The organism is Aggregatibacter sp. oral taxon 458 str. W10330 (assembly GCF_000466335.1).
Taxonomy (GTDB): Bacteria; Pseudomonadota; Gammaproteobacteria; order Enterobacterales; family Pasteurellaceae; genus Aggregatibacter.
On record NZ_KE952599.1, the window covers coordinates 70779 to 92091 of the forward strand.

The following is a 21313-nucleotide window of genomic DNA, read 5'->3' on the forward strand; positions in this document are numbered from 1 at the left end:
TCACTTTTCGCAAGTGACACATGGTGACGATGAGCGAGGTTTATTATAAAAAATAAAATAAAAGGAATATAGACGTGTATGAGAATTATTTTTATTTTTATAATAAAATGAAAGAGAGTTTATTTTTATCAAAGATAGCTTAAAACAGGCGTATAATTGACCGCACTTTTCCGTGTGTTTGTTCAAATATTGACTTATCCCCCTTGCGTAGTAATATGCACCCACTTTTCATTACAGGCGTTTATTTATGCTAGCGTTTTCACATCAAGAACATATTGAATCCTATTATTCCGTCACCCGTAACCAACATTTTGAGTTACCGCCCTTAAATCAAAAAGAATCGGCTGACGTGTGCGTTGTTGGTGCAGGCTTTTTCGGTTTATCCACGGCATTAGAACTTGCCGAACAGGGCAAAAGCGTGATCGTACTGGAAGGCGCACGGGTAGGCTTTGGCGCATCAGGGCGTAGTGGCGGTCAGGCCATTAACGGTTTTGAAGACGGCATCGATGAATATATCGAACAAGTAGGCTTGGAAACGGCTCGTAAACTATGGCAAATGTCCTTAGAAGCCATTGATATTATTGATGAACGCATTGCGAAATACGGCATTCAGTGCGATTGGAAGAAAGGCTATGCCACGTTGGCGCTCAACGAGCGTCGCATGGAAGATTTAATCGCCGTTGAAAAAGCCAGTCACGAAATTTTTGGCTATCAACATATGCAGCTTTGGGACAAGGCAAAACTGGAACAACATCTCGGCAGCAAAATTTATTGTGGTGCGTTGTATGACAGTAATTCCGGGCATTTGCATCCGCTTAATTATTGCTTAGGTTTGGCAAAAGCGTGTTTGGATTTGGGCGTGCGTATTTATGAACAATCGCCTGTGGTGGATTTACGTGAAAAGGCGACAGAAATTGAAGTCATAACGGATAAAAGTATGGTTGTCGCCAAAGATGTGGTGTTGGCGACTAACGCCTACATTGATGTGCTACCAAAAAGTATTCACCGTGGCATTGCCCGCAAAATTCTACCGGTAGAAAGTTTTATCATCGCAACCGAGCCTCTCGATCAAGCCACCGCTGATTCCGTGATCAATAACGGCATGTCCGTGTGCGACAGCAATTATTTGCTGGATTATTACCGTTTAAGTGCCGATAACCGTTTATTATTCGGGAGTGATTCCAGTTCCGAGAAAAACATGGTTGAGGTCATGCGCCACAATATGTTGCGCGTTTTTCCGCAGTTGGAAAACGTTAAAATTGATTATGGCTGGGGCGGTCCTATCGACATGACCATCAATTCCAATCCACATTTTGGACGCATTTCGCCACACATTTATTTCGCCCACGGCTATTCCGGCCACGGTGTTGCGCTCACCGGTTTAGCAGGTCGCATTGTGGCAGAAGCCATTTTGGGCAACGACGAACGTTTGGCTATTTTTGGTAAATTAAACGTGCCTTCGGTATTCGGCGGCAAATTGGTCAAAAACCTCGCATTAAAAATTGGCGTGCACTATTACCGTTTCTTGGATAAATACCGCTGATGAATAAATCGGCGGATTTTATTGCTTTCAGTTATAACCTAGAGAAAACAATTATTTTGCTTTCTAAAAACTTACTGTAATAATCCACCGCACTTCACCTTATCAAAAAAGGAACACTTTATGAAAAAATCATTTATTGCAAAAACATTCTTATTATCCGGTTTAGTTTTCGGCATGGCGACCCAAGCCATCGCCGGAGAAATTTCCGATCGCGTAGAAAAAACCAAAACCTTATTAGTAGGTACCGAAGGTACTTATGCGCCATTCACCTTCCACGATGACAGCGGCAAATTAACCGGCTTTGACGTGGAAGTCATTGAAGCTGTGGCACAACGTTTAGGCTTAACGATTCAATTTAACGAAACCCAATGGGATTCCATGTACGCAGGCTTGAATGCCAAACGTTTCGACTTAATTGCCAACCAAACCAATCCAAGCCCGGAACGTTTGAAAAAATACCTTTACACTGCGCCGTATAACTATTCCACTGCGGTTATCGTGACCAAAGAAGGCGACAATAGCATCAAAACTTTTGAAGATTTGAAAGGTAAAAAAGCAGCACAATCCTTAACCAGCAACTACGGCAAAATCGCCAAAGCCAATGGTGCAGAACTCATCGTCGTCGAAGGTTTGGCACAAGCCTTAAAATTGATTACCCAAGATCGCGCCGAAACTACCGTGAACGACCACTTGGCAGTCTTGGATTACTTCAAGAAACAACCAAATTCCGGTTTAAAAATCGCAGTAAAACGGGATGACAAAGTGCCTTCCGGCTTCGCGGTATTAAAAGGTGAGGAACCGCTGGTCGAAAAAATTAACCAAGCATTAGAAGAGCTAAGAAAAGACGGCACCTTGAAACAAATTTCAATCAAATGGTTCGGCGATGACATTACTCAATAATTTTCTCGCCTCACTTCCCTTTATGAATGCAGAAAGAGCTGATGAAGTCATCAGCTCTTTTTGGCCTATGTTGGAAGCGGCTATTGATAAAACCATTCCGCTAGCCGTGATTTCCTTTTTTGCCGGCGTAGCTATTGCGTTACTGGTGGCGCTGATTCGCATTGTGGAGAAACCAAATTTCGGTATGCGTTTATTGCAAATACTTTGCCGTATTTATGTTTCCACCATTCGCGGTACACCGATGTTGGTACAAATTTTCATCATTTTCTACGGATTACCGGAAGTAGGGATTAAGCTCGATCCGTTTCCAACAGCAATTATTGCCTTTTCCATTAACATCGGCGCTTATGCTTCGGAAACCATTCGCGCAGCGATTTTATCCATTCCGAAAGGGCAATGGGAAGCCTCCTATTCCATCGGCATGAATTATTATCAAACCTTCACTCGCACCATCATGCCGCAAGCCTTGCGCGTATCGGTGCCACCATTGGCAAACACCTTTATCAGCAATGTAAAAGATACGTCTTTGGCATCGTTAGTATTAGTGACGGAAATGTTTCGCGTGGCACAAAACATCACTGCGGAAAACTATGAATTTATTATGATTTATAGCGAAGCCGCACTGATTTACTGGTGCATTTGTTTGATATTGTCCTTTGCACAAGATCGTTTGGAACAACGTCTATCCCGCCACCTCAAGGCCTAAGGAAATACTATGTTAGAAGTGAACAACATTCATAAAACATTTAATGGCAATCCGGTGCTAAAAGGGATCGATTTTCACATTGAGAAGGGCGAAGTCGTGGCGATTCTCGGTCCTTCCGGCTCCGGCAAAACTACCTTTTTACGCTGCCTAAACTTATTGGAACGACCTGAACTTGGCACACTGCGTTTTTGTGATGGAAGTTTAACATTGGATTTTTCTCACAAAATCAGCAAAGCCGATGAATTGAAATTACGTCGTCGCTCATCTATGGTGTTTCAGCAATACAATTTGTTCCCCCATCGCACCGCACTTGAAAATGTGATGGAAGGCATGGTTGTGGTGCAAAAGAAAAGCAAAGCGGAAGCAGAACAACGTGCGGTGGAGTTGCTCACCAAGGTGGGCTTAAAAGACAAAATGCACTTATATCCGTCGCAACTCTCCGGCGGTCAGCAACAACGGGTAGGCATTGCCCGCGCGTTGGCGGTTCAACCGGATATTATTCTACTGGACGAACCCACCTCGGCGTTAGATCCGGAATTGGTAGGCGAAGTGCTACAAACCTTAAAACTGCTGGCACAGGAAGGTTGGACGATGATTATTGTCACCCATGAAATGCAATTTGCCCGCGATGTGGCCGATCGCGTTATTTTGATGGCTGACGGGAATGTGGTGGAACAAAACAGTGCGCGCGAATTTTTTGAAAATCCACAACATGAACGAACTAAGCAATTCTTGTTGCAGGCAAAAATTCCCGTTTGCGTGGAATATGAAATTTAACGCGTTTTTATAATGCAATTTGCGGAAAATATTGTTCGCTGAGCGCAACAAAATCCGCTAAAGAAATGGACCGCACTTTTGCATCATTTGGCAGAAGTGCGGTTAAATTTCTCGCCAAAATATCGTTCTCTAAGGCAAAACAGGAAGCATGACAACGCGCCAACATATCTGCCTGTTTTAACGCCAATAACACGCCATCTTGCCATAACACCACCGCATCCTGCGCCGTAGCATTTAGCAAATAATGTTCTAGTTCCGTTTGTGAATAATGCGCTTGAGAAAAAGTATAAAGCATAATCAGAAAGTCAGAATTTTTTCACATTGTTGTAGGCGTTGTAGCAACGCTTGACGCGACAACACGTCACAATCCAAGACGAAATCCGCCGGTTTGAGCTGAAATTGCCGCAGTGAATCGGCACACACATAGCGCTGTTCGATATCGTACAAATCCAATAATTTCAACGCACTTGCCGTGTCTTTTTGCAACACGACTTCCGCTTGTTGGTGTTTTTGCAAGTTCAACACGCCGTCATCTAGGAAAAACACCGCAATGTCTTCTTCCGCACAAAAGACTGTGGCGGCAAGTAGCGCATCTAATCCTTCTCGTGTATTGGCTGTGCCGTAAGGGGCATGACGAAAAATAAAAGCAAGTTTAGTCATAGGGTAATCACTCGATCTGCTTGTAGCAAGGCTTGGCTAAACTCACCTAAGCCGGCAAGTTGAAAAACGTCCGCCAAACTGACCGCACTTTTATCCGCCGCCGAATCACCGTCCACCACACCACGGCGTTGCGCTGCGGCAACACATAAATGTAATGGCACATTAAACTGGCGAGAAAAAGCTTGCCATGCTTTGACTAAATTGAATTCATCATTGGCTGGATACACCAAAGCATTGCCATTGCTGACACCATCTTGATAGAAAAAGATTTGGCGGATGTGATGTTTTTGAACCAACTCTTGCGCTAACTGATACGCAAGAAAAGCGCCTTGGCTCCCATAAACCGGCTGTTTAACCACCAATACATAATCCATATGATTACTCGTCCTGATCCTGTTTGATTTGGCGGATGTATAAATACACGGTATGCCGGGAAATATTGAGGCGTTCCGCCACCAAATTGATGGCATCTTTAATGTCGAAAATGCCTTTTTCATACAACGAAACCACGATTTGGCGGTTTTTATTATTATTTGCCACCATGCGGTCGGAAGTGACTTCCTCAATGGTTTTTTCCACGGTTTGAACCACCAATTCCTCCACCGAACTGGCAAAGTTCACCGCAGAGGTTTCACTGTGATCCGATGCCGGAATAAAGTTTTGTAGGAATTGCGACATAGGGACATCTAAATTAATGTTGATGCAAAGCAGGCCAATAATACGTTTTGCATTGTTACGAATTGCGATAGTCACTGACTTCATCAAGCCACTGCTTTTTTTGGCGCGGGTAAAATACGGTTTGCTGACGCTTTCCGATTTCATATTGTGCAATGAACGCAATGCGAGATCCGTCATAGGCGAGCCCACTTGGCGGTTGGTGTTATGTCCGTTAGCAATGTAAATGGCGGAGTGTTCTAAATCCTCAAAAGAATGGAGAACGATTTCACAATGTTGCCCGATGAGCGCACTAACACCGTCAACCACGGCAATATAGGAATTTAAAATCGTGCGATCTTCGTCGGTAAAAGGGCGTTTATCCGTTAACATGAATGTGCATATGCATTTTATTCAAATAAGAAACCGCACTTTTAAATGCAAGGCTCTAAAAGTGCGGTCATTTTTTCAAAGGTTTGAATTATTTTTTCTCTGGAATCACATCTAAGACTTCGACATCAAAATAGAGTGTCGCATTCGGTGGGATGCTCGCACCCGCACCTTCTTTGCCATACGCTAAATCAGCCGGTAATACTAATTCAATCTTACCGCCTTTTTTCACTAATTGCAGACCTTCAGTCCAACCTTTAATCACTTGATTTAACGGGAATTCTGCCGGTACGTTACGTTCACGTGAACTGTCAAATACGGTGCCGTCCGCTAATTTACCGGTGTAATGTACTTTAACGACATCTGTTTCTTTGATCGGATTGCCTTTACCTGCATCAACAACGCGGTATAACAAGCCGGATGGCGTTTTCTTCACGCCGTCTTTTTTCGCAAATTCTTCTGCGAATTTTTTACCTTCTTCTTCCGCTTTCTTCGCTGCTGCTGCAAATCTTTCTTCGCTTGCGGCTTTTAATTTGCCATCAATTTCTTGTAAGACAGCGGTAATTTCTTTATTGTTTTCTAACTTAACTTTGCCGCCTAGCACGTCTGCAATACCGGCAACGACTTTATCACTGTTGTAATCGATCACGCCTTTTTGTGCATCAATTAAACCTTGTAAATCTGAACCAAACAAAACACCAACCGCATAAGAAGCTTCGTCATTAAATGAACCGGCTTTTTTGACCTCTGCCGCTTTCATTTCAGTCGCTTCTGCTTTTGCAGCTTCCGGTTTTGCCTCAGTTTGCGCATCTGCAAATGCATTGGCAGAAAGAACGCTTGCGAGCATAAGTGCAACAGTTGACAATTTTTGAAATTTTAACATGATGTTAGATCCTTTATAATACATGAAACACGAAGTCATAGAGTAAAACGGATTCAATAAATTCACAACATTTATTTAGGAATTATTATGTCGATATCGAAAAATTTAGAACCACGAATTGCCGAATTAGAAATGAAATTGACTTTCCAAGAAACTATCATTGAAGAATTGAATCAAGCGCTTATCGAACAACAATTTCTAATTGATAAAATGCAGGTACAACTTCGTTATTTAGTGAATAAACTGAAAGATGTACAACCCTCCAACATTGCCACTCAGGCAGAAGAAACCCCTCCGCCGCATTATTAATGTAAAAAAGGGCGCTATATTTAGCGCCCAAAAGAAGGGTTTTCTTATTGTTGTTGGAATTATTTTGCGAAGTACGCTTCTAAATCATCGCTACCGCCAATGTGTTTACCACCGATAAATACTTGCGGCACAGTTGCACGGCCGGAAACTGCACGTACACTTACGATAGTAGCATCATGACCTAACACGATTTCTTCGAAGTTCAAGCCTTTTTCATGCAACATTTGTTTTGCTTTCGCACAGAACGGGCAGCCCGGTTTAGTGAAGATCGCAACAGATTCTTGAATTTGGTGTTGTGGTGCGATGTATTTCAACATAGTATCTGCATCAGATACTTTGAACGGATCGCCCGGCTCGTTTGGCTCAACAAACATTTTTTCTACTACGCCGTTTTTCACGAGCATAGAATAACGCCATGAACGTTTACCGAAACCTAAATCTTCTTTACCTACCAACATACCCATGCCTTCGGTAAATTCACCGTTACCATCCGGAACAAAAGTAATGTTTTCTGCTTTTTCGTCTTCTTTCCATGCGTTCATAACGAAAGTATCGTTCACGGAAACCACAAGAATGTCGTCAACGCCGTATTTTTTGAATACTGGTGCTAATTCATTGTAGCGTGGTAAGTGAGAAGAAGAGCAAGTTGGGGTAAATGCGCCCGGTAAAGAGAAAACGATAACGGTTTTGTTATCAAATAATTCAGATGAAGTTACATCAACCCATTTGTCACCTTGACGAGTACGGAATGTAACCTGAGGAACTTTTTTTCCTTCCATAGTAGACATAAGTTTTTCTCCTATTCTATAAGTGTTGCTATGAATTAGAAAGCCAGCCTAAATTACAGGCAGTTTCTAAAGATGGTGTGAATTATAGATAAAATTGTGATATAGTCACAATCAATTAATTCTATTCTTTTAATTGCTACTTTCTATAATGAGGACATATGAATATCCGTGATTTAGAATACCTTGTTGCCCTTGCAGAACACAAGCATTTTCGTCGTGCAGCAGACGCCTGTCATGTGAGCCAACCGACGCTAAGCGGTCAAATCCGCAAATTAGAAGACGAACTTGGCATCATTTTATTGGAACGTACCAGTCGTAAAGTGCTCTTTACACAATCGGGTTTATTGTTGGTAGATCAGGCTAAAACCGTGTTGCGTGAAGTGAAACTCTTGAAAGAAATGGCAAGTAACCAAGGCAAAGAAATGACCGGTCCGTTACACGTTGGCGTGATCCCAACAATAGGTCCTTATTTAATGCCTCATATTGTCCCGGCATTACAAAATGCGTTCCCGGATTTGGAACTCTTTCTCTACGAAGCGCAGACCCATCAATTATTGGAGCAGCTTGAAACCGGCCGCTTAGATTGCGCCATTGTGGCATCCGTACGTGAAACCGAACCGTTTATTGAAGTACCATTATTTAAAGAAAGAATGTTATTGGCCGTTGCTGAAAACCATCCGTGGGCAAAAGAACAAACCATTCCAATGTCCATGTTAAAAGATCATGAAATGTTAATGCTCGATGATGGACACTGTCTGCGCAACCAAGCCCTTGGCTATTGTTTTACTGCCGGTGCAAAAGAAAATTCTCATTTCCAAGCGACCAGTTTGGAAACCTTGCGTAATATGGTCGCCGCCAATGCCGGTATGACCTTAATGCCGGAGTTAGCCGTGCTAAGCGAAGGAGAACGTGGCGGCGTGAAATATTTGCCATGTCAACCTGAACCTTCTCGAGATGTTATTTTGGTTTATCGCCCCGGCTCACCGCTCCGCGCTCGTTATGAACGCATTGCCGAGGCCATTGCGAATTCGGTTAAATCGATTTTATCTTAACGGAGCATTTCATGGTCGGTATTCGCGCGCAGCAAAAAGAAAAAACCCGTCGCGCACTCATTGATGCGGCATTTAACCAACTGACGGCAGAAAAAAGCTTTTCCAACCTGAGTTTAAGGGAAGTTTCCCGTGAAGCCGGCATCGCGCCGACCTCGTTTTATCGCCACTTCCGTGATATGGACGAATTAGGCTTAACGATGGTGGATGAAGCAGGTTTAACCCTTCGCCAACTCATGCGTCAAGCCCGTAAACGCATCGCCAGTGGCGGGAGTGTGATTGTCATTTCAGTGGAAACGTTCTTTGAATTTATCCATAACAGCCCAAACGTCTTCCGCTTATTGTTACGAGAAAGTTCCGGCACCTCACAAGCCTTTCGTACGGCGGCGGCTCGAGAGATTAAGCATTTCATTGATGAACTCTCAGAATACATCGCACGCAAAAATAATTATTCGCAATATATCGCTTATGTACAGGCAGAAGGCATGGTGACCATCGTATTCACCGCTGGTGCCAACGCGTTAGATATGAGCAAAGCGGAACGGGAACAGCTAAAAGAGCGGTTGATTTTACAGCTTAGAATGTTAGCCAAAGGAACAAAGCACGAAGCAAGAGATCGCCGTGAAAGCCATTAACTACAAAAAATTTCTCAAAAACATCCTTTCGCTATTTCTCACCTTGCTGGTGATGAGTAACCTCATAGATTTTATTCGTAAACCGACTGTGCCGGAAGATATTAACGCAACGGCATTATACGATTTGCAAGGGAATCCGTTTTTTCTACCACAACTGGCGCAGGACAAACCCACTATTGTCTATTTTTGGGGAACCTGGTGTGGTTATTGCCGTTACACCTCGCCGACAATTAACGCGCTGGCAAAAGAAGGCTATCCTGTCGTTTCCATTGCCTTACGCTCTGGTTCTACGCAGGATGTCACTGATTATCTTAAGGAACATCAATACGAATTTACGACTGTCAATGATCCCCATGGTGCACTAGCAAATCAATGGGGTGTGAATGTGACACCGACGATTATTCTTTTGCATCAAGGTAAAATGGACTTAGCCACAACAGGCTGGACAAGCTACTGGGGATTAAAAGTGCGGTTATTTTTAACCACGTTTTTATAGGATAGGCTTAGCCGACTCACGGTGTCATTTCACTTAAGCGACTCTGCTGCAAAATTCTCTGGTAATTGCGTCTGCATACTTGCCCAAATCGCTCCGCTGTCCTTGCCATACTGCAATACGCAAGGTGCCACCTCATCGATGGCTTGACGTTGGCAAATGTCCATCAAATTTGCATAAAAACGCTTTGCCAAAAGGCGTGCTTCTGCATTTTGGAAGTAAAACATGCCAATATGGGAATACAAATTCTTGAAACTATTTAAAATTAAACCATACACCGGATTACCAGAAGCAAACGCAAGGTTACGGAAGACGTCATAGTCAAATTTTGTGTAATCTTCTGCGGTATCTTGTAATGTATCTAACGGTTGTAAAATACGTAAAGATTGTTCCGGTGCTCGTCTAAAGGCTTTAGGAATGTAAATCATTGAAATATCGGTACGCGCCGAACGCATATTTGCAATAAGCGAAGGCTGACGAGTGCCATCCAATTGAATCATGGTTTCTAGAATATTTAAACCAGAGGTTTCCCAAATATCATTGACTTTTGTCGGCTTACCGTGTTGGATATTTAACCAACCATCTCGTGCTAAGCGTTGTAACACTTCACGTAATGTGGTGCGCGTCACACCAATTTTATCTGCTAATTCCCGCTCTGCCGGTAAATCTGATCCTGGTGGAAAATGATGACTCCAAATACTCTTCACAATATATTCTTCAGCTAAGGCCGCGGGACTTTGTGCCTTCAGGAGAGGAGGGGTATTATTCATAAGATTCTTGTTCAATAAGTAATAACAGCATCCTTATTATCGTTGAAACTGCTAGACATTACAATGAGATAATTATTTGGTAAATTCATTGACATCATTTAGGATTTTTGACACAGTTGAAATTTAATTTACCTAGAATAGCGTAGTTTAGCGTTATTTGATATTCGATGTAGGGGACATCATTTATGGATGATCGTAGTTATACACAAGCATTTCTTAAAAACTTTTTGGGAACCAGTCCGGATTGGTACAAAATCACCATCATTACCTTTCTTATCCTCAACCCGATTTTATTTTTCATCACTCCCTTTTGGGCGGGTTGGTTATTAGTTGTTGAATTTATTTTTACCTTGGGTATGGCATTAAAATGCTACCCGTTACAACCCGGTGGTTTGCTTGCCATTGAAGCGATCATTATCGGGATGACAAAACCAGAGCACATAAAAGCAGAAGTCTTGGCTAATTTTGAAGTAATTTTGTTATTAATGTTTATGGTAGCAGGCATTTACTTCATGAAGCAATTATTACTCTTTGTCTTCACCAAGTTATTGCTCAATATTCGCTCAAAACTGGTCTTATCATTGGCATTTTGCTTTAGTGCGGCGTTTTTATCTGCCTTTTTAGATGCCTTAACCGTCGTTGCGGTAATTATCAGTGTCGCCATGGGATTTTACGGTGTATATCACAAAGTTGCTTCCGGTGGGACATTTTACGATTCTACAGATATCACCAATGACGAAAAAATCGGTAACCATCATGAAACCTTAGAACAATTTCGCGCCTTTTTACGCAGCTTAATGATGCATGCCGGCGTTGGTACAGCATTAGGCGGAGTAATGACCATGGTGGGTGAGCCTCAAAATTTAATTATTGCCGATCAAGCAGGTTGGAACTTTGTTGAATTCTTCTTCCGTATGGCACCGGTGACTGTGCCCGTATTTATTTGTGGTATCTTAACCTGTGTCTTGTTAGAAAAATTTCACTTGTTTGGCTACGGAGCAAAATTACCACAAAAAGTCTGGGAAGTTCTGGCTGATTTTGATCGTGCCAATATGAAAAAACTAACCAAACAAGAACGTTTGAAACTCATTATCCAAGCAATAATTGGGGTTTGGTTAATTGTTGGATTGGCTTTTCACTTGGCTTCAGTGGGTTTAATCGGACTAAGTATTATCATTCTATGTACCTCGTTCTGTGGCATTACCAGCGAACACGCATTGGGTAAAGCATTCCAAGAATCCTTACCGTTTACCGCACTTTTAGTCGTATTCTTCACGATTGTTGCTGTTATTATCGACCAAAAACTGTTCGCACCAATTATTCATTATGTTCTATCGGCAGAAGAAAGTACTCAACTCACCCTATTTTATGCTTTCAACGGTTTACTTTCTGCTATTTCTGATAACGTTTTTGTGGCAACGGTGTACATTAACGAAGCGAAAAACGCATTATCTGCGAACATTATCCCGCCACATCAATTTGAGTTGTTAGCTGTTGCAATTAATACCGGAACTAACTTGCCTTCCGTTGCAACACCGAACGGACAAGCGGCGTTCTTATTCCTGTTGACATCATCGCTTGCGCCCCTAATTAACCTATCTTATGGTAGAATGGTTTATATGGCATTGCCTTATACCATTGTGCTGTCTTTAGTAGGTTTATTTGCCGTAGAATATATTTTGCCATCAGTGACTATTTGGCTAGCCAATTTAGGTTTAATTATGCCAATTTAATAAATTTGAAGGTTAATTAAAATAGAGAGGAAAAAACGCAATGCTACATTTGTTCAAAACACTTTCCGTCCAACGTTCCGGTTGGTTATTGTTATTGATTTCAGCATTAGCGTTAGAAGGCACCGCACTTTATTTCCAGTATGGCATGGGCTTACAGCCCTGCGTAATGTGTATTTATGAACGTGTGGCATTATTTGGTATCGCCTTTGCCGGCATAATCGGCCTAATTGCCCCACGTTTTTTAATCATGCGCGTATTGGCATTAATCGTTGCTTTTTTAAGTGCGGTAAAAGGATTATTTATTTCGATCAAACACGTCGACTACCAACTTCACCCAGCACCTTGGAATCAATGTTCTTACTTACCTGAATTTCCACAAACCTTACCATTGGATCAATGGTTCCCGGTCTTATTTCATCCCACAGGTTCTTGCAGTGACGAAGTATGGTCTTGGCTAGGGCTTTCTATGGCACAATGGATTGTGGTGATATTTGCAGTGTATTTACTGATATTCCTCTTCATTTTAATCAGTCAATTCAAACGCGTTGAAATCCATCAAAGCAGACGCTTATTTAAATAATCAGTTATAAATAACCTAAATCTCAAGATTTGGGTTATTTTTATATTGGTTAACCTTTATTTGAATTCTTCATAATACGATCTTTCGCAACGCGCCACTCGCGTTCTTTGATATCATCACGCTTATCATGTTGCTTCTTCCCTTTCGCTAAACCAATTTTGATTTTAGCCCAGGCACCTTTCCAATATAAAGAAAGCGCAATCAACGTAAATCCATCTCGGTTTGTTTTCCCAAATAAAGAATCTAACTCACGTTGTTTTAAGAGCAACTTACGTGTACGACTCGGATCACAAACAATATGTGTAGAAGCTACGCTGAGAGGTTGTATCATTGAGCCAAACAAAAAGGCTTCACCATTTTTGAAAATAACATAGCTATCACTAATATTTACCTTACCTGCTCGCATAGACTTTACTTCCCAACCTTGTAGCTCAAGTCCTGCTTCGATTTCATCTTCAATAAAGTAATCATGTCTAGCGCGTTTATTTAAGGCAATTGTATTACTACCAAGTTTTACTTTTTTCTTTGTCATTTTTTGAAATCCAAATTAATTAGTAAAAAAAAGACTGAAGACTATACAGCCTTCAGTCTTTAGTTTTAGTAGAATGAACTTTTATTCCGCCGCTACTTCTTCAGAAGAAACTTCAGGACGATCAACTAATTCAATGTAAGCCATTGGTGCATTATCGCCTGCACGGAAACCACATTTAAGAATGCGGGTGTAACCACCTGCACGTTGTGCAAAACGTGGTCCTAATTCATTAAATAATTTAGCAACAGTTTCAGTGTTGCGTGTACGAGCAAAAGCGAGGCGACGATTTGCCACACTATCTACTTTTGCTAAAGTAATTAACGGTTCAACTACTCGACGTAATTCTTTTGCTTTTGGCAAAGTTGTTTTGATAATCTCATGACCAATCAAAGAACTTGCCATATTACGAAACATCGCTTGGCGATGACTGCTATTACGGTTGAGTTGACGACCACTCTTACGATGGCGCATAACCTTATCCTTCTCAGAAAAATCTTAAACCTACGACCAAACTAGTCTTCAGCAATACTTGCTGGTGGCCAATTTTCAAGGCGCATACCTAGTGATAAGCCTCTTGAAGCGAGCACATCCTTAATTTCAGTAAGTGATTTCTTACCAAGATTAGGTGTTTTTAATAACTCAACTTCTGTACGTTGTACTAAATCACCGATATAGTGAATTGTTTCTGCTTTCAAACAGTTAGCAGAACGAACTGTCAACTCTAAATCATCAACAGGACGAAGCAGAATCGGATCGAATTCTGGTTTTTCTTCCTTAATTTCAGGTTGACGAACATCTCGCAAATCAACGAATGCATCAAGTTGTTCTGCTAAAATTGTTGCTGCACGACGAATCGCATCTTCAGGATCAATAGTTCCGTTTGTTTCTAGCTCAATAACCAATTTATCTAAATCGGTACGCTGTTCAACACGTGCAGCTTCAACATTATAAGCAATACGGTCAACCGGGCTATAACAAGCATCTACTAATAAACGACCAATTGGGCGATCTTCATCCTGATTTTGAACACGAGCTGATGCAGGCACATATCCTCTACCACGTTGCACACGAATACGCATGTTAATTGATGCATTCTCGTCAGTTAAGTGGCAAATAACATGCTCAGGATTTACAATTTCAACATCACCATCATGGGTAATATCTGCAGCAACAACAGGGCCAATTCCAGATTTAGTAAGGGTTAGAAGAACATCATCTTTATTTTGTACTTTTACAGCTAAACCTTTTAAGTTTAAAAGCACTTCAAGAATATCTTCCTGTACGCCTTCTTTGCTACTATATTCATGCAAAACACCATCAATTTCTACCTCAGTTACAGCACAACCTGGCATTGAAGATAGAAGAATACGGCGTAATGCATTTCCTAGAGTATGACCGAAACCACGCTCTAATGGCTCTAAGATAATCTTCGCCTGCGTTGAACTAACTTGTTCAATATCAACTAGGCGTGGTTTTAAAAATTCTGTAACAGAACCCTGCATTTTATCCTCTCTTTGCTTCTAAGCACTACTACAATTATTTGGAGTAGAGCTCAACGATCAGATGTTCATTAATGTCTGCTGATAAATCAGAACGCTCAGGAACACGTTTAAATACACCTTCCATTTTAGCAGCATCAACATCCAACCAAGTTGGTTTTTCTTTTTGTTCTGCTAACTCTAACGATGCTTTAATGCGTGCTTGTTTTTTAGATTTTTCACGAACAGCAATTACATCATCAACTGAAACTTGGAAAGATGGAATATTCACAACACGGCCATTCACAACAATTGCCTTATGACTCACTAACTGACGAGCTTCAGCACGAGTTGCGGCAAATCCCATACGATAAACAACATTATCCAAGCGACCTTCTAACAATACCAATAAGTTCTCACCAGTATTGCCTTTTAGGCGATTCGCTTCTTTGTAATAGTTACGGAACTGACGTTCTAAGATACCGTACATACGGCGAACTTTTTGTTTCTCACGTAACTGACTACCATAGTCAGACAAACGCGGTTTACGAGCACCATGTTGACCAGGTGCTGTATCAATTTTACATTTCGAATCAATCGCACGAACGCCTGATTTAAGAAATAAATCAGTACCTTCACGACGGCTGAGCTTGAGTTTAGGACCCAAATATCTTGCCATTTTCTTTCTCCAACTATCCTATTACGTCATTAAACACGACGTTTTTTCGGTGGACGACAACCGTTATGAGGAATCGGAGTCACATCAGTAATATTCGTGATACGGAAACCCGCTGCATTCAATGCACGGATTGTTGATTCACGACCCGGACCCGGACCTTTAACCATAACTTCCAAGTTCTTTAAGCCGAACTCTTTAACGATTTCAGCACAACGTTCTGCAGCAACTTGTGCAGCGAACGGGGTAGATTTACGAGAACCACGGAAACCTGAACCACCTGCGGTTGCCCATGCTAGAGCATTTCCTTGACGGTCAGTAATAGTAACGATTGTATTATTGAAAGATGCGTGAATATGTGCAACGCCATCCACAATTTGTTTTTTTACACGTTTACGTGCACGAATTGGTGTTTTAGCCATTCTTTATTTACCCCGACTATTTTTTGATCGGCTTACGTGGACCCTTACGGGTACGCGCATTAGTTTTAGTACGTTGACCACGTACAGGTAAACTACGACGATGACGTAAACCACGATAACAACCCAAGTCTAAAAGACGCTTGATGTTTAGTGTTACTTCACGGCGTAAATCACCTTCAACGGTAAATTTACCAACTTCGTCACGCAGTTTGTCAATCTGCTCTTCAGACAATTCGCTGATCTTAACATCTTCAGCAATACCCGCTGCAGCACAAATGCTTTTTGAACGAGTCTTACCGATACCATAAATTGCAGTTAAAGCGATTACAGTGTGTTTATGATCAGGAATGTTAATGCCTGCAATACGGGCCACTATGCACTCCTATATTAATTAATTTGACACCCTGATCTTGAAAAGCCCGTTTTCAGGATACTCAAACAGAGTGTCAAGGAAATAAATGAGCTGAGTAGTATAATTACTCAACCGGTTCTTTGCAAGAAAAATATCAATTAACCTTGGCGTTGTTTATGTTTGGGATCGTTACAAAGTACACGAACAACTCCCTCACGTTTAACAATTTTACAGTTACGACATAATTTCTTAACGGAAGCACGAACTTTCATTGCTTATCCCTTTTATAACTGGACTATTGTCCAAAACCTTTAAGGTTTGCTTTTTTCAACGCAGACTCATATTTTGTAGACATTAAATGACTTTGAATCTGTACGATGAAATCCATAATAACCACCACAACAATCAGCAAAGATGTACCACCAAAATAGAATTGAACATTCCAAGCAGATGTCATGATATAAGGAACCAAACAAACGAATGTGACATATAATCCCCCAATAAGGGTCAATCTAGTCATGATCTTATCAATATATCGAGATGTTTGTTCCCCTGGTCTAATTCCAGGTATAAATGCACCTGACTTTTTCAAGTTATCTGCTGTATCCCGAGGATTATATTGCATTGCAGTATAGAAAAAGCTAAAGAAAATAATTGCCACGGCATATATAACTAAGTATAACGGCTGTCCAGGATGTAATAACATTGATAAATCAGTTAACCATTCTAAACTTGAGCCTTGTCCAACCCATTGAGTTAATGTTGCTGGAAAGAGTATTATACTCGATGCAAAAATTGCGGGAATCACACCTGCCATATTCACTTTTAACGGAAGATGTGAAGTGTGTCCACCCAAAATTTGTCTGCCTTGCTGGCGCTTAGCATATTCCACTTTGATTCGTCTCTGCCCTCTTTCGACAAAAACGACAAAATAAGTAACTGCAAAAACAATAACAGCTATCAATAAAAGAACAAGAAAATGCATTTGACCAAGGCGAGCTTGCTCAATCGTTTGACCTACAGCAGCAGGTAAACCAGCAACAATACCCGCAAAAATAATCAAAGAAATACCATTACCAATACCACGCTCTGTAATTTGCTCACCTAACCACATTAAAAACATAGTCCCGGTGACCAAACTAATTACCGCGGTAAAATAGAAGCTAAATCCTAAATTAGGAACTAACCCCGGTAACATATTAGGTAAACCTGTTGAAATACCTACCGCTTGTAAAGTAGCAAGAACAACTGTTGAATAACGTGTATACTTACTAATTTTACGGCGACCAGACTCACCCTCTTTTCTTAGTTCTGCTAGTGCTGGATGAACTGAGGCTAATAGTTGGATAATAATTGATGCCGAAATATAAGGCATAATACCCAAAGCAAAAATAGAAGCTCGACTCAGCGCACCACCAGAGAACATGTTAAACATATCAATGATGGTGCCTTTTTGTTGTTCAATTAACTGAGCCAATACAGCAGCATCTATACCAGGAACCGGAATGAACGAACCAATACGGAAAACTATCAGTGCGCCTAAAACAAATAACAATCTATTCTTAAGCTCACTTTTTCCGCCTTGCGTACTTCTTGCTTGATAGCCTGGTTGCTTAGCCATTAATTATTCCTCGATTGAACCGCCTGCAGCCTCAATTGCTGCCTTGGCACCTTTAGTAACACCTAATCCGCGAACTACTACTTTAGACTTAACTTCACCTGCCAAAATTACTTTAGCAAATTGAATATCCTTAGTTAAAACATTAGCTGCTTTTAATGTTTCTAGAGTTACGATGCCACCTTCAATTTTATTTAGGTCATCTAAACGAACTTCTGCTGTTACTGCAGATTTCATTGAGGTAAAACCAAATTTAGGTAAACGACGGTATAAAGGCATTTGTCCACCTTCAAATCCGCGGCGAACACCACCGCCGGTACGGGATTTTTGACCTTTATGACCACGTCCACCAGTTTTACCTAAACCAGAACCGATACCACGACCAAGACGTTTAGCACTATGCTTAGCACCTTCAGCCGGAGATAGAGTATTTAAACGCATCTATTACTCCTCCACTTTAACCATATATGAAATTTGGTTAATCATTCCTCGTACTGCCGGAGTATCAATTAACTCAACAGTATGATGCATATGGCGAAGACCAAGACCACGTAGTGTAGCTTTATGCTTCGGTAAACGAGCAATAGAACTACGAACCTGTGTTACTTTAATAGTTTTAGCCATTATCAATTACCCCAAAATTTCATCAACTGATTTACCACGTTTAGCAGCAACCATTTCTGGTGATTTCATATTTGCTAAAGCATCAATAGTTGCGCGAACAACATTGATTGGGTTAGTTGAACCATATGCTTTTGACAATACGTTACGGACTCCAGCAACCTCTAACACGGCACGCATCGCACCGCCGGCAATAATACCGGTACCCTCACTCGCCGGCTGCATAAAAACGCGCGAACCAGTATGAGTACCCTTAATAGGATGTTGTAACGTACCTTCTGTTAAAGCCACATTAACCATGTTACGACGTGCTTTTTCCATTGCTTTTTGAATCGCTGCAGGAACTTCACGTGCTTTACCATATCCAAAACCTACTCGGCCATTACCATCACCTACCACAGTCAATGCGGTAAAGCTCATGATACGACCACCCTTTACAGTTTTAGATACGCGGTTTACCGCAATTAGCTTCTCTTGCAGTTCACCAGCTTGTTTTTCGATGTTTGACATCTCAAATTACCTCAATTAGAACTGTAGACCAGCTTCACGGGCTGCATCCGCTAAAGATTGGATACGGCCATGATATTTAAAACCAGAACGATCAAAAGCTACGCCTTTAATGCCTTTTGCTAATGCTCTTTCTGCAACGGCCTTACCTACAACTGCAGCAGCATCTTTATTTCCGGTATATTTCACTTGCTCTTTAATTGCTTTCTCAACAGTAGAAGCAGCCGCAAGCACTTCCGAACCGTTTGGTGCGATGACTTGGGCGTAAATATGGCGTGGAGTACGGTGAACAACTAAACGAGTTACACCCTGCTCTCTCATCATATGACGCGCACGAGCCGCACGACGGATACGAGCTGATTTCTTATCCATAGTGTTACCTTAATTATTTCTTCTTAGCTTCTTTAATACGCACCACTTCATCAGCGTAGCGTACCCCTTTACCTTTATACGGCTCAGGGCGACGATAAGCACGAATATCTGCAGCAACTTGACCAATTAACTGTTTATCTGAACCTTTCAAAACAATTTCAGTTTGAGAAGGACATTCAGCAGTAATTCCTGCAGGTAAAACATGCTCAACAGGATGAGAAAATCCAAGACTTAAAGCAACAGCGTTTCCTTTAATTTGTGCTCTATAACCTACACCAACTAATTGTAGTTTTCTTGTAAATCCTTCAGTAACGCCAATAACCATAGAATTAACTAGCGCTCTCGCAGTACCAGACTGCGCATTACCGCCCTCAACACCCTCACGTGGTGAAAATGTCAATTCGTTATTTTCATGTTTAACTTCTACTGAATGATGAATAGAGCGAGATAACTCACCATTTTTACCTTTAATTGTTAGCAACTGTCCGTTAAGTTTTACCTCAACGCCGGCAGGAATACTAACAGGTGCTTTTGCAACACGAGACATTATCCTACCTCTCCATTAAGCTACATAACAAATGATCTCACCGCCTAAACCCGCTTGACGAGCTGCACGGTCAGTCATTACACCTTTAGATGTAGATACAACAGCAATACCTAAACCACCCATTACCTTTGGTAATTCGTCTTTACGTTTGTAAATACGAAGACCAGGGCGACTAATACGCTGAATACTCTCTACAACCGGTTTTCCTTGGAAATATTTTAACGTAATTTCCAATTCAGGTTTTACACCTTCAATTACTTTAACGCTCTCGATATAACCTTCGTCAGCTAATACATTGGCAATTGCCACTTTTAGCTTGGATGAAGGCATACTGATCGCAACTTTATTCGCAGCTTGACCGTTACGAATACGAGTCAACATATCTGCGATAGGATCTTGCATACTCATTGTGCTTTTACTCCGATTCCAAATTAAAGTGGTAAATTACCAACTTGCTTTCTTAAGACCCGGGATTTCGCCGCGCATAGCAGCTTCACGAACCTTAATACGACTTAAACCAAACTTACGAAGAACGCCGTGAGGACGTCCAGTTTGACGGCAACGGTTACGTTGACGACTAGGGCTAGAATCACGTGGTAAAGTTTGTAACTTTAACACAGCGTTCCAACGATCTTCGTCAGAGGCATTAACGTCAGAAATAATCTTTTTTAATTCTACACGTTTAGCATAGAATTTTTCAGCCAATTTCACGCGTTTTACATCGCGAGCTTTCATTGATTGTTTAGCCATTTGTAACCTGCCTTACTTACGGAATGGGAAATTAAAGGCAGCCAATAGTGCTCGACCTTCTTCATCACTCTTAGCTGTGGTTGTAATAGTAATATCTAAACCACGTACACGATCTACTTTATCGTAGTCGATTTCAGGGAAGATGATTTGCTCACGCACACCCATACTGTAATTTCCACGACCATCAAAAGATTTCGCGCTCAAACCGCGGAAGTCACGAATACGTGGAACAGCAATTGTAATTAAACGTTCTAAGAACTCCCACATACGTTCACCACGTAGTGTCACTTTACAACCGATTGGATATCCCTGACGGATTTTAAAGCCAGCAACAGATTTACGAGCTTTAGTAACCAAAGGTTTTTGACCGCTAATTGCTGCTAAATCTGCTACTGCATTATCTAGCAATTTTTTATCGGTCAATGCTTCACCCACACCCATATTCAGGGTTATCTTTTCGATTCGTGGGACTTGCATGACAGACGAGTAGTTGAATTTCGTTTTCAATTCATTTACTACTTGCTCTCTGTAGTAATCATGCAGTTTCGCCATCGCATTACTCCAGTTT

The 21313-nt window shown here is 41.4% G+C and carries 33 protein-coding genes; 10 read left to right on the forward strand and 23 right to left on the reverse strand.

Going from position 1 to position 21313, the window contains the following annotated elements:
* Positions 1-247 precede the first annotated feature (247 nt).
* The 4 genes from HMPREF9065_RS07515 (at position 248) to HMPREF9065_RS07500 (ending at position 3926) form a co-directional block, all read left to right on the forward strand.
* The gene (locus HMPREF9065_RS07515) at positions 248-1543 is read left to right on the forward strand and encodes an NAD(P)/FAD-dependent oxidoreductase (protein WP_021615520.1); all 1296 of its coding nucleotides are present in this window, start codon (positions 248-250) and stop codon (positions 1541-1543) included.
* Positions 1544-1663: 120 nt separating this feature from the next.
* Positions 1664-2443 carry an amino acid ABC transporter substrate-binding protein gene (locus HMPREF9065_RS07510; protein WP_021615521.1) on the forward strand — a complete coding sequence of 260 codons (780 nt, stop codon included), beginning with the start codon at positions 1664-1666 and terminating at the stop codon, positions 2441-2443.
* Positions 2427-3149 carry an amino acid ABC transporter permease gene (locus HMPREF9065_RS07505; protein ID WP_021615522.1) on the forward strand — a complete coding sequence of 241 codons (723 nt, stop codon included), beginning with the start codon at positions 2427-2429 and terminating at the stop codon, positions 3147-3149. The genes HMPREF9065_RS07510 and HMPREF9065_RS07505 overlap by 17 nt, the downstream gene beginning before the upstream one ends.
* 9 nt (positions 3150-3158) lie before the next feature.
* Positions 3159-3926 carry an amino acid ABC transporter ATP-binding protein gene (locus tag HMPREF9065_RS07500; protein ID WP_021615523.1) on the forward strand — a complete coding sequence of 256 codons (768 nt, stop codon included), beginning with the start codon at positions 3159-3161 and terminating at the stop codon, positions 3924-3926.
* Between the two features lie 7 nt (positions 3927-3933).
* On the opposite strand, the gene tusB is transcribed toward HMPREF9065_RS07500, so the two are convergent.
* The 5 genes from tusB to HMPREF9065_RS07475 form a co-directional block, all read right to left on the reverse strand.
* Entirely contained in the window at positions 3934-4221 is a 288-nt protein-coding gene (gene tusB, locus HMPREF9065_RS07495; RefSeq protein ID WP_021615524.1) for a sulfurtransferase complex subunit TusB, read from the reverse strand.
* 2 nt (positions 4222-4223) lie between these two features.
* Complete coding sequence (tusC, locus tag HMPREF9065_RS07490) at positions 4224-4586, reverse strand: sulfurtransferase complex subunit TusC (RefSeq protein WP_021615525.1); 363 nt, start codon at positions 4584-4586, stop codon at positions 4224-4226.
* Entirely contained in the window at positions 4583-4960 is a 378-nt protein-coding gene (gene tusD, locus HMPREF9065_RS07485) for a sulfurtransferase complex subunit TusD (RefSeq protein ID WP_021615526.1), read from the reverse strand. Before tusD ends, tusC begins: the two co-directional genes overlap by 4 nt.
* Positions 4961-4964: 4 nt before the next feature.
* Positions 4965-5633 (reverse strand): helix-turn-helix transcriptional regulator, encoded by a 669-nt coding sequence (locus HMPREF9065_RS07480; protein WP_021615527.1) that lies wholly within the window; start codon positions 5631-5633, stop codon positions 4965-4967.
* Positions 5634-5721: 88 nt separating this feature from the next.
* On the reverse strand, positions 5722-6513 hold the full coding sequence (locus HMPREF9065_RS07475) for an FKBP-type peptidyl-prolyl cis-trans isomerase (RefSeq protein ID WP_033002418.1): 792 nt from the start codon (positions 6511-6513) through the stop codon (positions 5722-5724).
* Between the two features lie 87 nt (positions 6514-6600).
* On the opposite strand from HMPREF9065_RS07475, the gene HMPREF9065_RS07470 reads away from it, so the two are divergent.
* Positions 6601-6822, forward strand: coding sequence for a SlyX family protein (locus HMPREF9065_RS07470; RefSeq protein ID WP_021615529.1), 222 nt, complete (start codon positions 6601-6603; stop codon positions 6820-6822).
* Positions 6823-6881: 59 nt separating this feature from the next.
* Here the strand turns inward: HMPREF9065_RS07470 and pgdx are convergent, their stop codons facing one another.
* Positions 6882-7610 carry a hybrid peroxiredoxin PGdx gene (gene pgdx / locus HMPREF9065_RS07465; protein WP_033002419.1) on the reverse strand — a complete coding sequence of 243 codons (729 nt, stop codon included), beginning with the start codon at positions 7608-7610 and terminating at the stop codon, positions 6882-6884.
* Between the two features lie 158 nt (positions 7611-7768).
* On the opposite strand from pgdx, the gene oxyR reads away from it, so the two are divergent.
* From oxyR to HMPREF9065_RS07450, 3 genes are read left to right on the forward strand one after another with little or no spacing between them, the layout of a single operon-like run.
* Positions 7769-8662 (forward strand): DNA-binding transcriptional regulator OxyR, encoded by an 894-nt coding sequence (oxyR, locus tag HMPREF9065_RS07460; RefSeq protein WP_021615531.1) that lies wholly within the window; start codon positions 7769-7771, stop codon positions 8660-8662.
* 11 nt (positions 8663-8673) lie between these two features.
* Positions 8674-9294 carry an HTH-type transcriptional repressor FabR gene (gene fabR / locus HMPREF9065_RS07455; protein WP_021615532.1) on the forward strand — a complete coding sequence of 207 codons (621 nt, stop codon included), beginning with the start codon at positions 8674-8676 and terminating at the stop codon, positions 9292-9294.
* A complete protein-coding gene (locus tag HMPREF9065_RS07450) occupies positions 9290-9790 on the forward strand; it encodes a protein disulfide oxidoreductase (protein ID WP_033002429.1) in 501 nt (166 codons plus the stop codon). Before fabR ends, HMPREF9065_RS07450 begins: the two co-directional genes overlap by 5 nt.
* Before the next feature lie 29 nt (positions 9791-9819).
* Here HMPREF9065_RS07450 and fadR read toward each other — a convergent pair whose 3' ends face one another.
* Positions 9820-10557: a fatty acid metabolism transcriptional regulator FadR gene (fadR, locus tag HMPREF9065_RS07445; RefSeq protein ID WP_021615534.1), complete on the reverse strand. Its 738-nt coding sequence runs from the start codon at positions 10555-10557 to the stop codon at positions 9820-9822.
* Between the two features lie 185 nt (positions 10558-10742).
* Here fadR and nhaB point away from each other — a divergent pair, with 185 nt between their 5' ends.
* Positions 10743-12290: a Na(+)/H(+) antiporter NhaB gene (gene nhaB / locus HMPREF9065_RS07440; RefSeq protein WP_021615535.1), complete on the forward strand. Its 1548-nt coding sequence runs from the start codon at positions 10743-10745 to the stop codon at positions 12288-12290.
* A gap of 40 nt (positions 12291-12330) precedes the next feature.
* Entirely contained in the window at positions 12331-12870 is a 540-nt protein-coding gene (gene dsbB / locus HMPREF9065_RS07435; RefSeq protein ID WP_021615536.1) for a disulfide bond formation protein DsbB, read from the forward strand.
* A 49-nt stretch (positions 12871-12919) separates the two neighbouring features.
* Here the strand turns inward: dsbB and smpB are convergent, their stop codons facing one another.
* From smpB to rplE, 16 genes are all read right to left on the reverse strand, one after another.
* Complete coding sequence (smpB, locus tag HMPREF9065_RS07430; protein WP_021615537.1) at positions 12920-13402, reverse strand: SsrA-binding protein SmpB; 483 nt, start codon at positions 13400-13402, stop codon at positions 12920-12922.
* A gap of 81 nt (positions 13403-13483) precedes the next feature.
* Positions 13484-13873 (reverse strand): 50S ribosomal protein L17, encoded by a 390-nt coding sequence (rplQ, locus tag HMPREF9065_RS07425; RefSeq protein WP_033002422.1) that lies wholly within the window; start codon positions 13871-13873, stop codon positions 13484-13486.
* A 41-nt stretch (positions 13874-13914) separates the two neighbouring features.
* Positions 13915-14904: a DNA-directed RNA polymerase subunit alpha gene (rpoA, locus tag HMPREF9065_RS07420; protein WP_021615539.1), complete on the reverse strand. Its 990-nt coding sequence runs from the start codon at positions 14902-14904 to the stop codon at positions 13915-13917.
* 34 nt (positions 14905-14938) lie between these two features.
* Positions 14939-15559: a 30S ribosomal protein S4 gene (gene rpsD, locus HMPREF9065_RS07415; protein ID WP_021615540.1), complete on the reverse strand. Its 621-nt coding sequence runs from the start codon at positions 15557-15559 to the stop codon at positions 14939-14941.
* Positions 15560-15588: 29 nt separating this feature from the next.
* The gene (gene rpsK / locus HMPREF9065_RS07410; RefSeq protein WP_021615541.1) at positions 15589-15978 is read right to left on the reverse strand and encodes a 30S ribosomal protein S11; all 390 of its coding nucleotides are present in this window, start codon (positions 15976-15978) and stop codon (positions 15589-15591) included.
* Between the two features lie 16 nt (positions 15979-15994).
* Positions 15995-16351, reverse strand: a complete 357-nt coding sequence (gene rpsM / locus HMPREF9065_RS0109410; RefSeq protein WP_033002424.1) for a 30S ribosomal protein S13 — start codon at positions 16349-16351, stop codon at positions 15995-15997.
* A gap of 137 nt (positions 16352-16488) precedes the next feature.
* A complete protein-coding gene (gene rpmJ / locus HMPREF9065_RS09880) occupies positions 16489-16602 on the reverse strand; it encodes a 50S ribosomal protein L36 (protein ID WP_021615542.1) in 114 nt (37 codons plus the stop codon).
* Between the two features lie 23 nt (positions 16603-16625).
* Positions 16626-17951 carry a preprotein translocase subunit SecY gene (secY, locus tag HMPREF9065_RS07405; protein WP_021615543.1) on the reverse strand — a complete coding sequence of 442 codons (1326 nt, stop codon included), beginning with the start codon at positions 17949-17951 and terminating at the stop codon, positions 16626-16628.
* A 3-nt stretch (positions 17952-17954) separates the two neighbouring features.
* Positions 17955-18389, reverse strand: coding sequence for a 50S ribosomal protein L15 (gene rplO, locus HMPREF9065_RS07400; RefSeq protein ID WP_021615544.1), 435 nt, complete (start codon positions 18387-18389; stop codon positions 17955-17957).
* Positions 18390-18392: 3 nt separating this feature from the next.
* Complete coding sequence (gene rpmD / locus HMPREF9065_RS07395) at positions 18393-18572, reverse strand: 50S ribosomal protein L30 (RefSeq protein ID WP_005715766.1); 180 nt, start codon at positions 18570-18572, stop codon at positions 18393-18395.
* Between the two features lie 6 nt (positions 18573-18578).
* A complete protein-coding gene (gene rpsE, locus HMPREF9065_RS07390; protein WP_021615545.1) occupies positions 18579-19079 on the reverse strand; it encodes a 30S ribosomal protein S5 in 501 nt (166 codons plus the stop codon).
* Between the two features lie 15 nt (positions 19080-19094).
* Positions 19095-19448: a 50S ribosomal protein L18 gene (gene rplR / locus HMPREF9065_RS07385; RefSeq protein ID WP_021615546.1), complete on the reverse strand. Its 354-nt coding sequence runs from the start codon at positions 19446-19448 to the stop codon at positions 19095-19097.
* Positions 19449-19461: 13 nt separating this feature from the next.
* Positions 19462-19995, reverse strand: a complete 534-nt coding sequence (rplF, locus tag HMPREF9065_RS07380; protein ID WP_005548778.1) for a 50S ribosomal protein L6 — start codon at positions 19993-19995, stop codon at positions 19462-19464.
* A gap of 15 nt (positions 19996-20010) precedes the next feature.
* Positions 20011-20403: a 30S ribosomal protein S8 gene (gene rpsH / locus HMPREF9065_RS07375; RefSeq protein WP_021615547.1), complete on the reverse strand. Its 393-nt coding sequence runs from the start codon at positions 20401-20403 to the stop codon at positions 20011-20013.
* Positions 20404-20439: 36 nt separating this feature from the next.
* Positions 20440-20745, reverse strand: a complete 306-nt coding sequence (gene rpsN / locus HMPREF9065_RS07370; RefSeq protein ID WP_005701877.1) for a 30S ribosomal protein S14 — start codon at positions 20743-20745, stop codon at positions 20440-20442.
* 12 nt (positions 20746-20757) lie between these two features.
* Positions 20758-21297 carry a 50S ribosomal protein L5 gene (gene rplE, locus HMPREF9065_RS07365; protein WP_021615548.1) on the reverse strand — a complete coding sequence of 180 codons (540 nt, stop codon included), beginning with the start codon at positions 21295-21297 and terminating at the stop codon, positions 20758-20760.
* Positions 21298-21313: the final 16 nt, after the last annotated feature.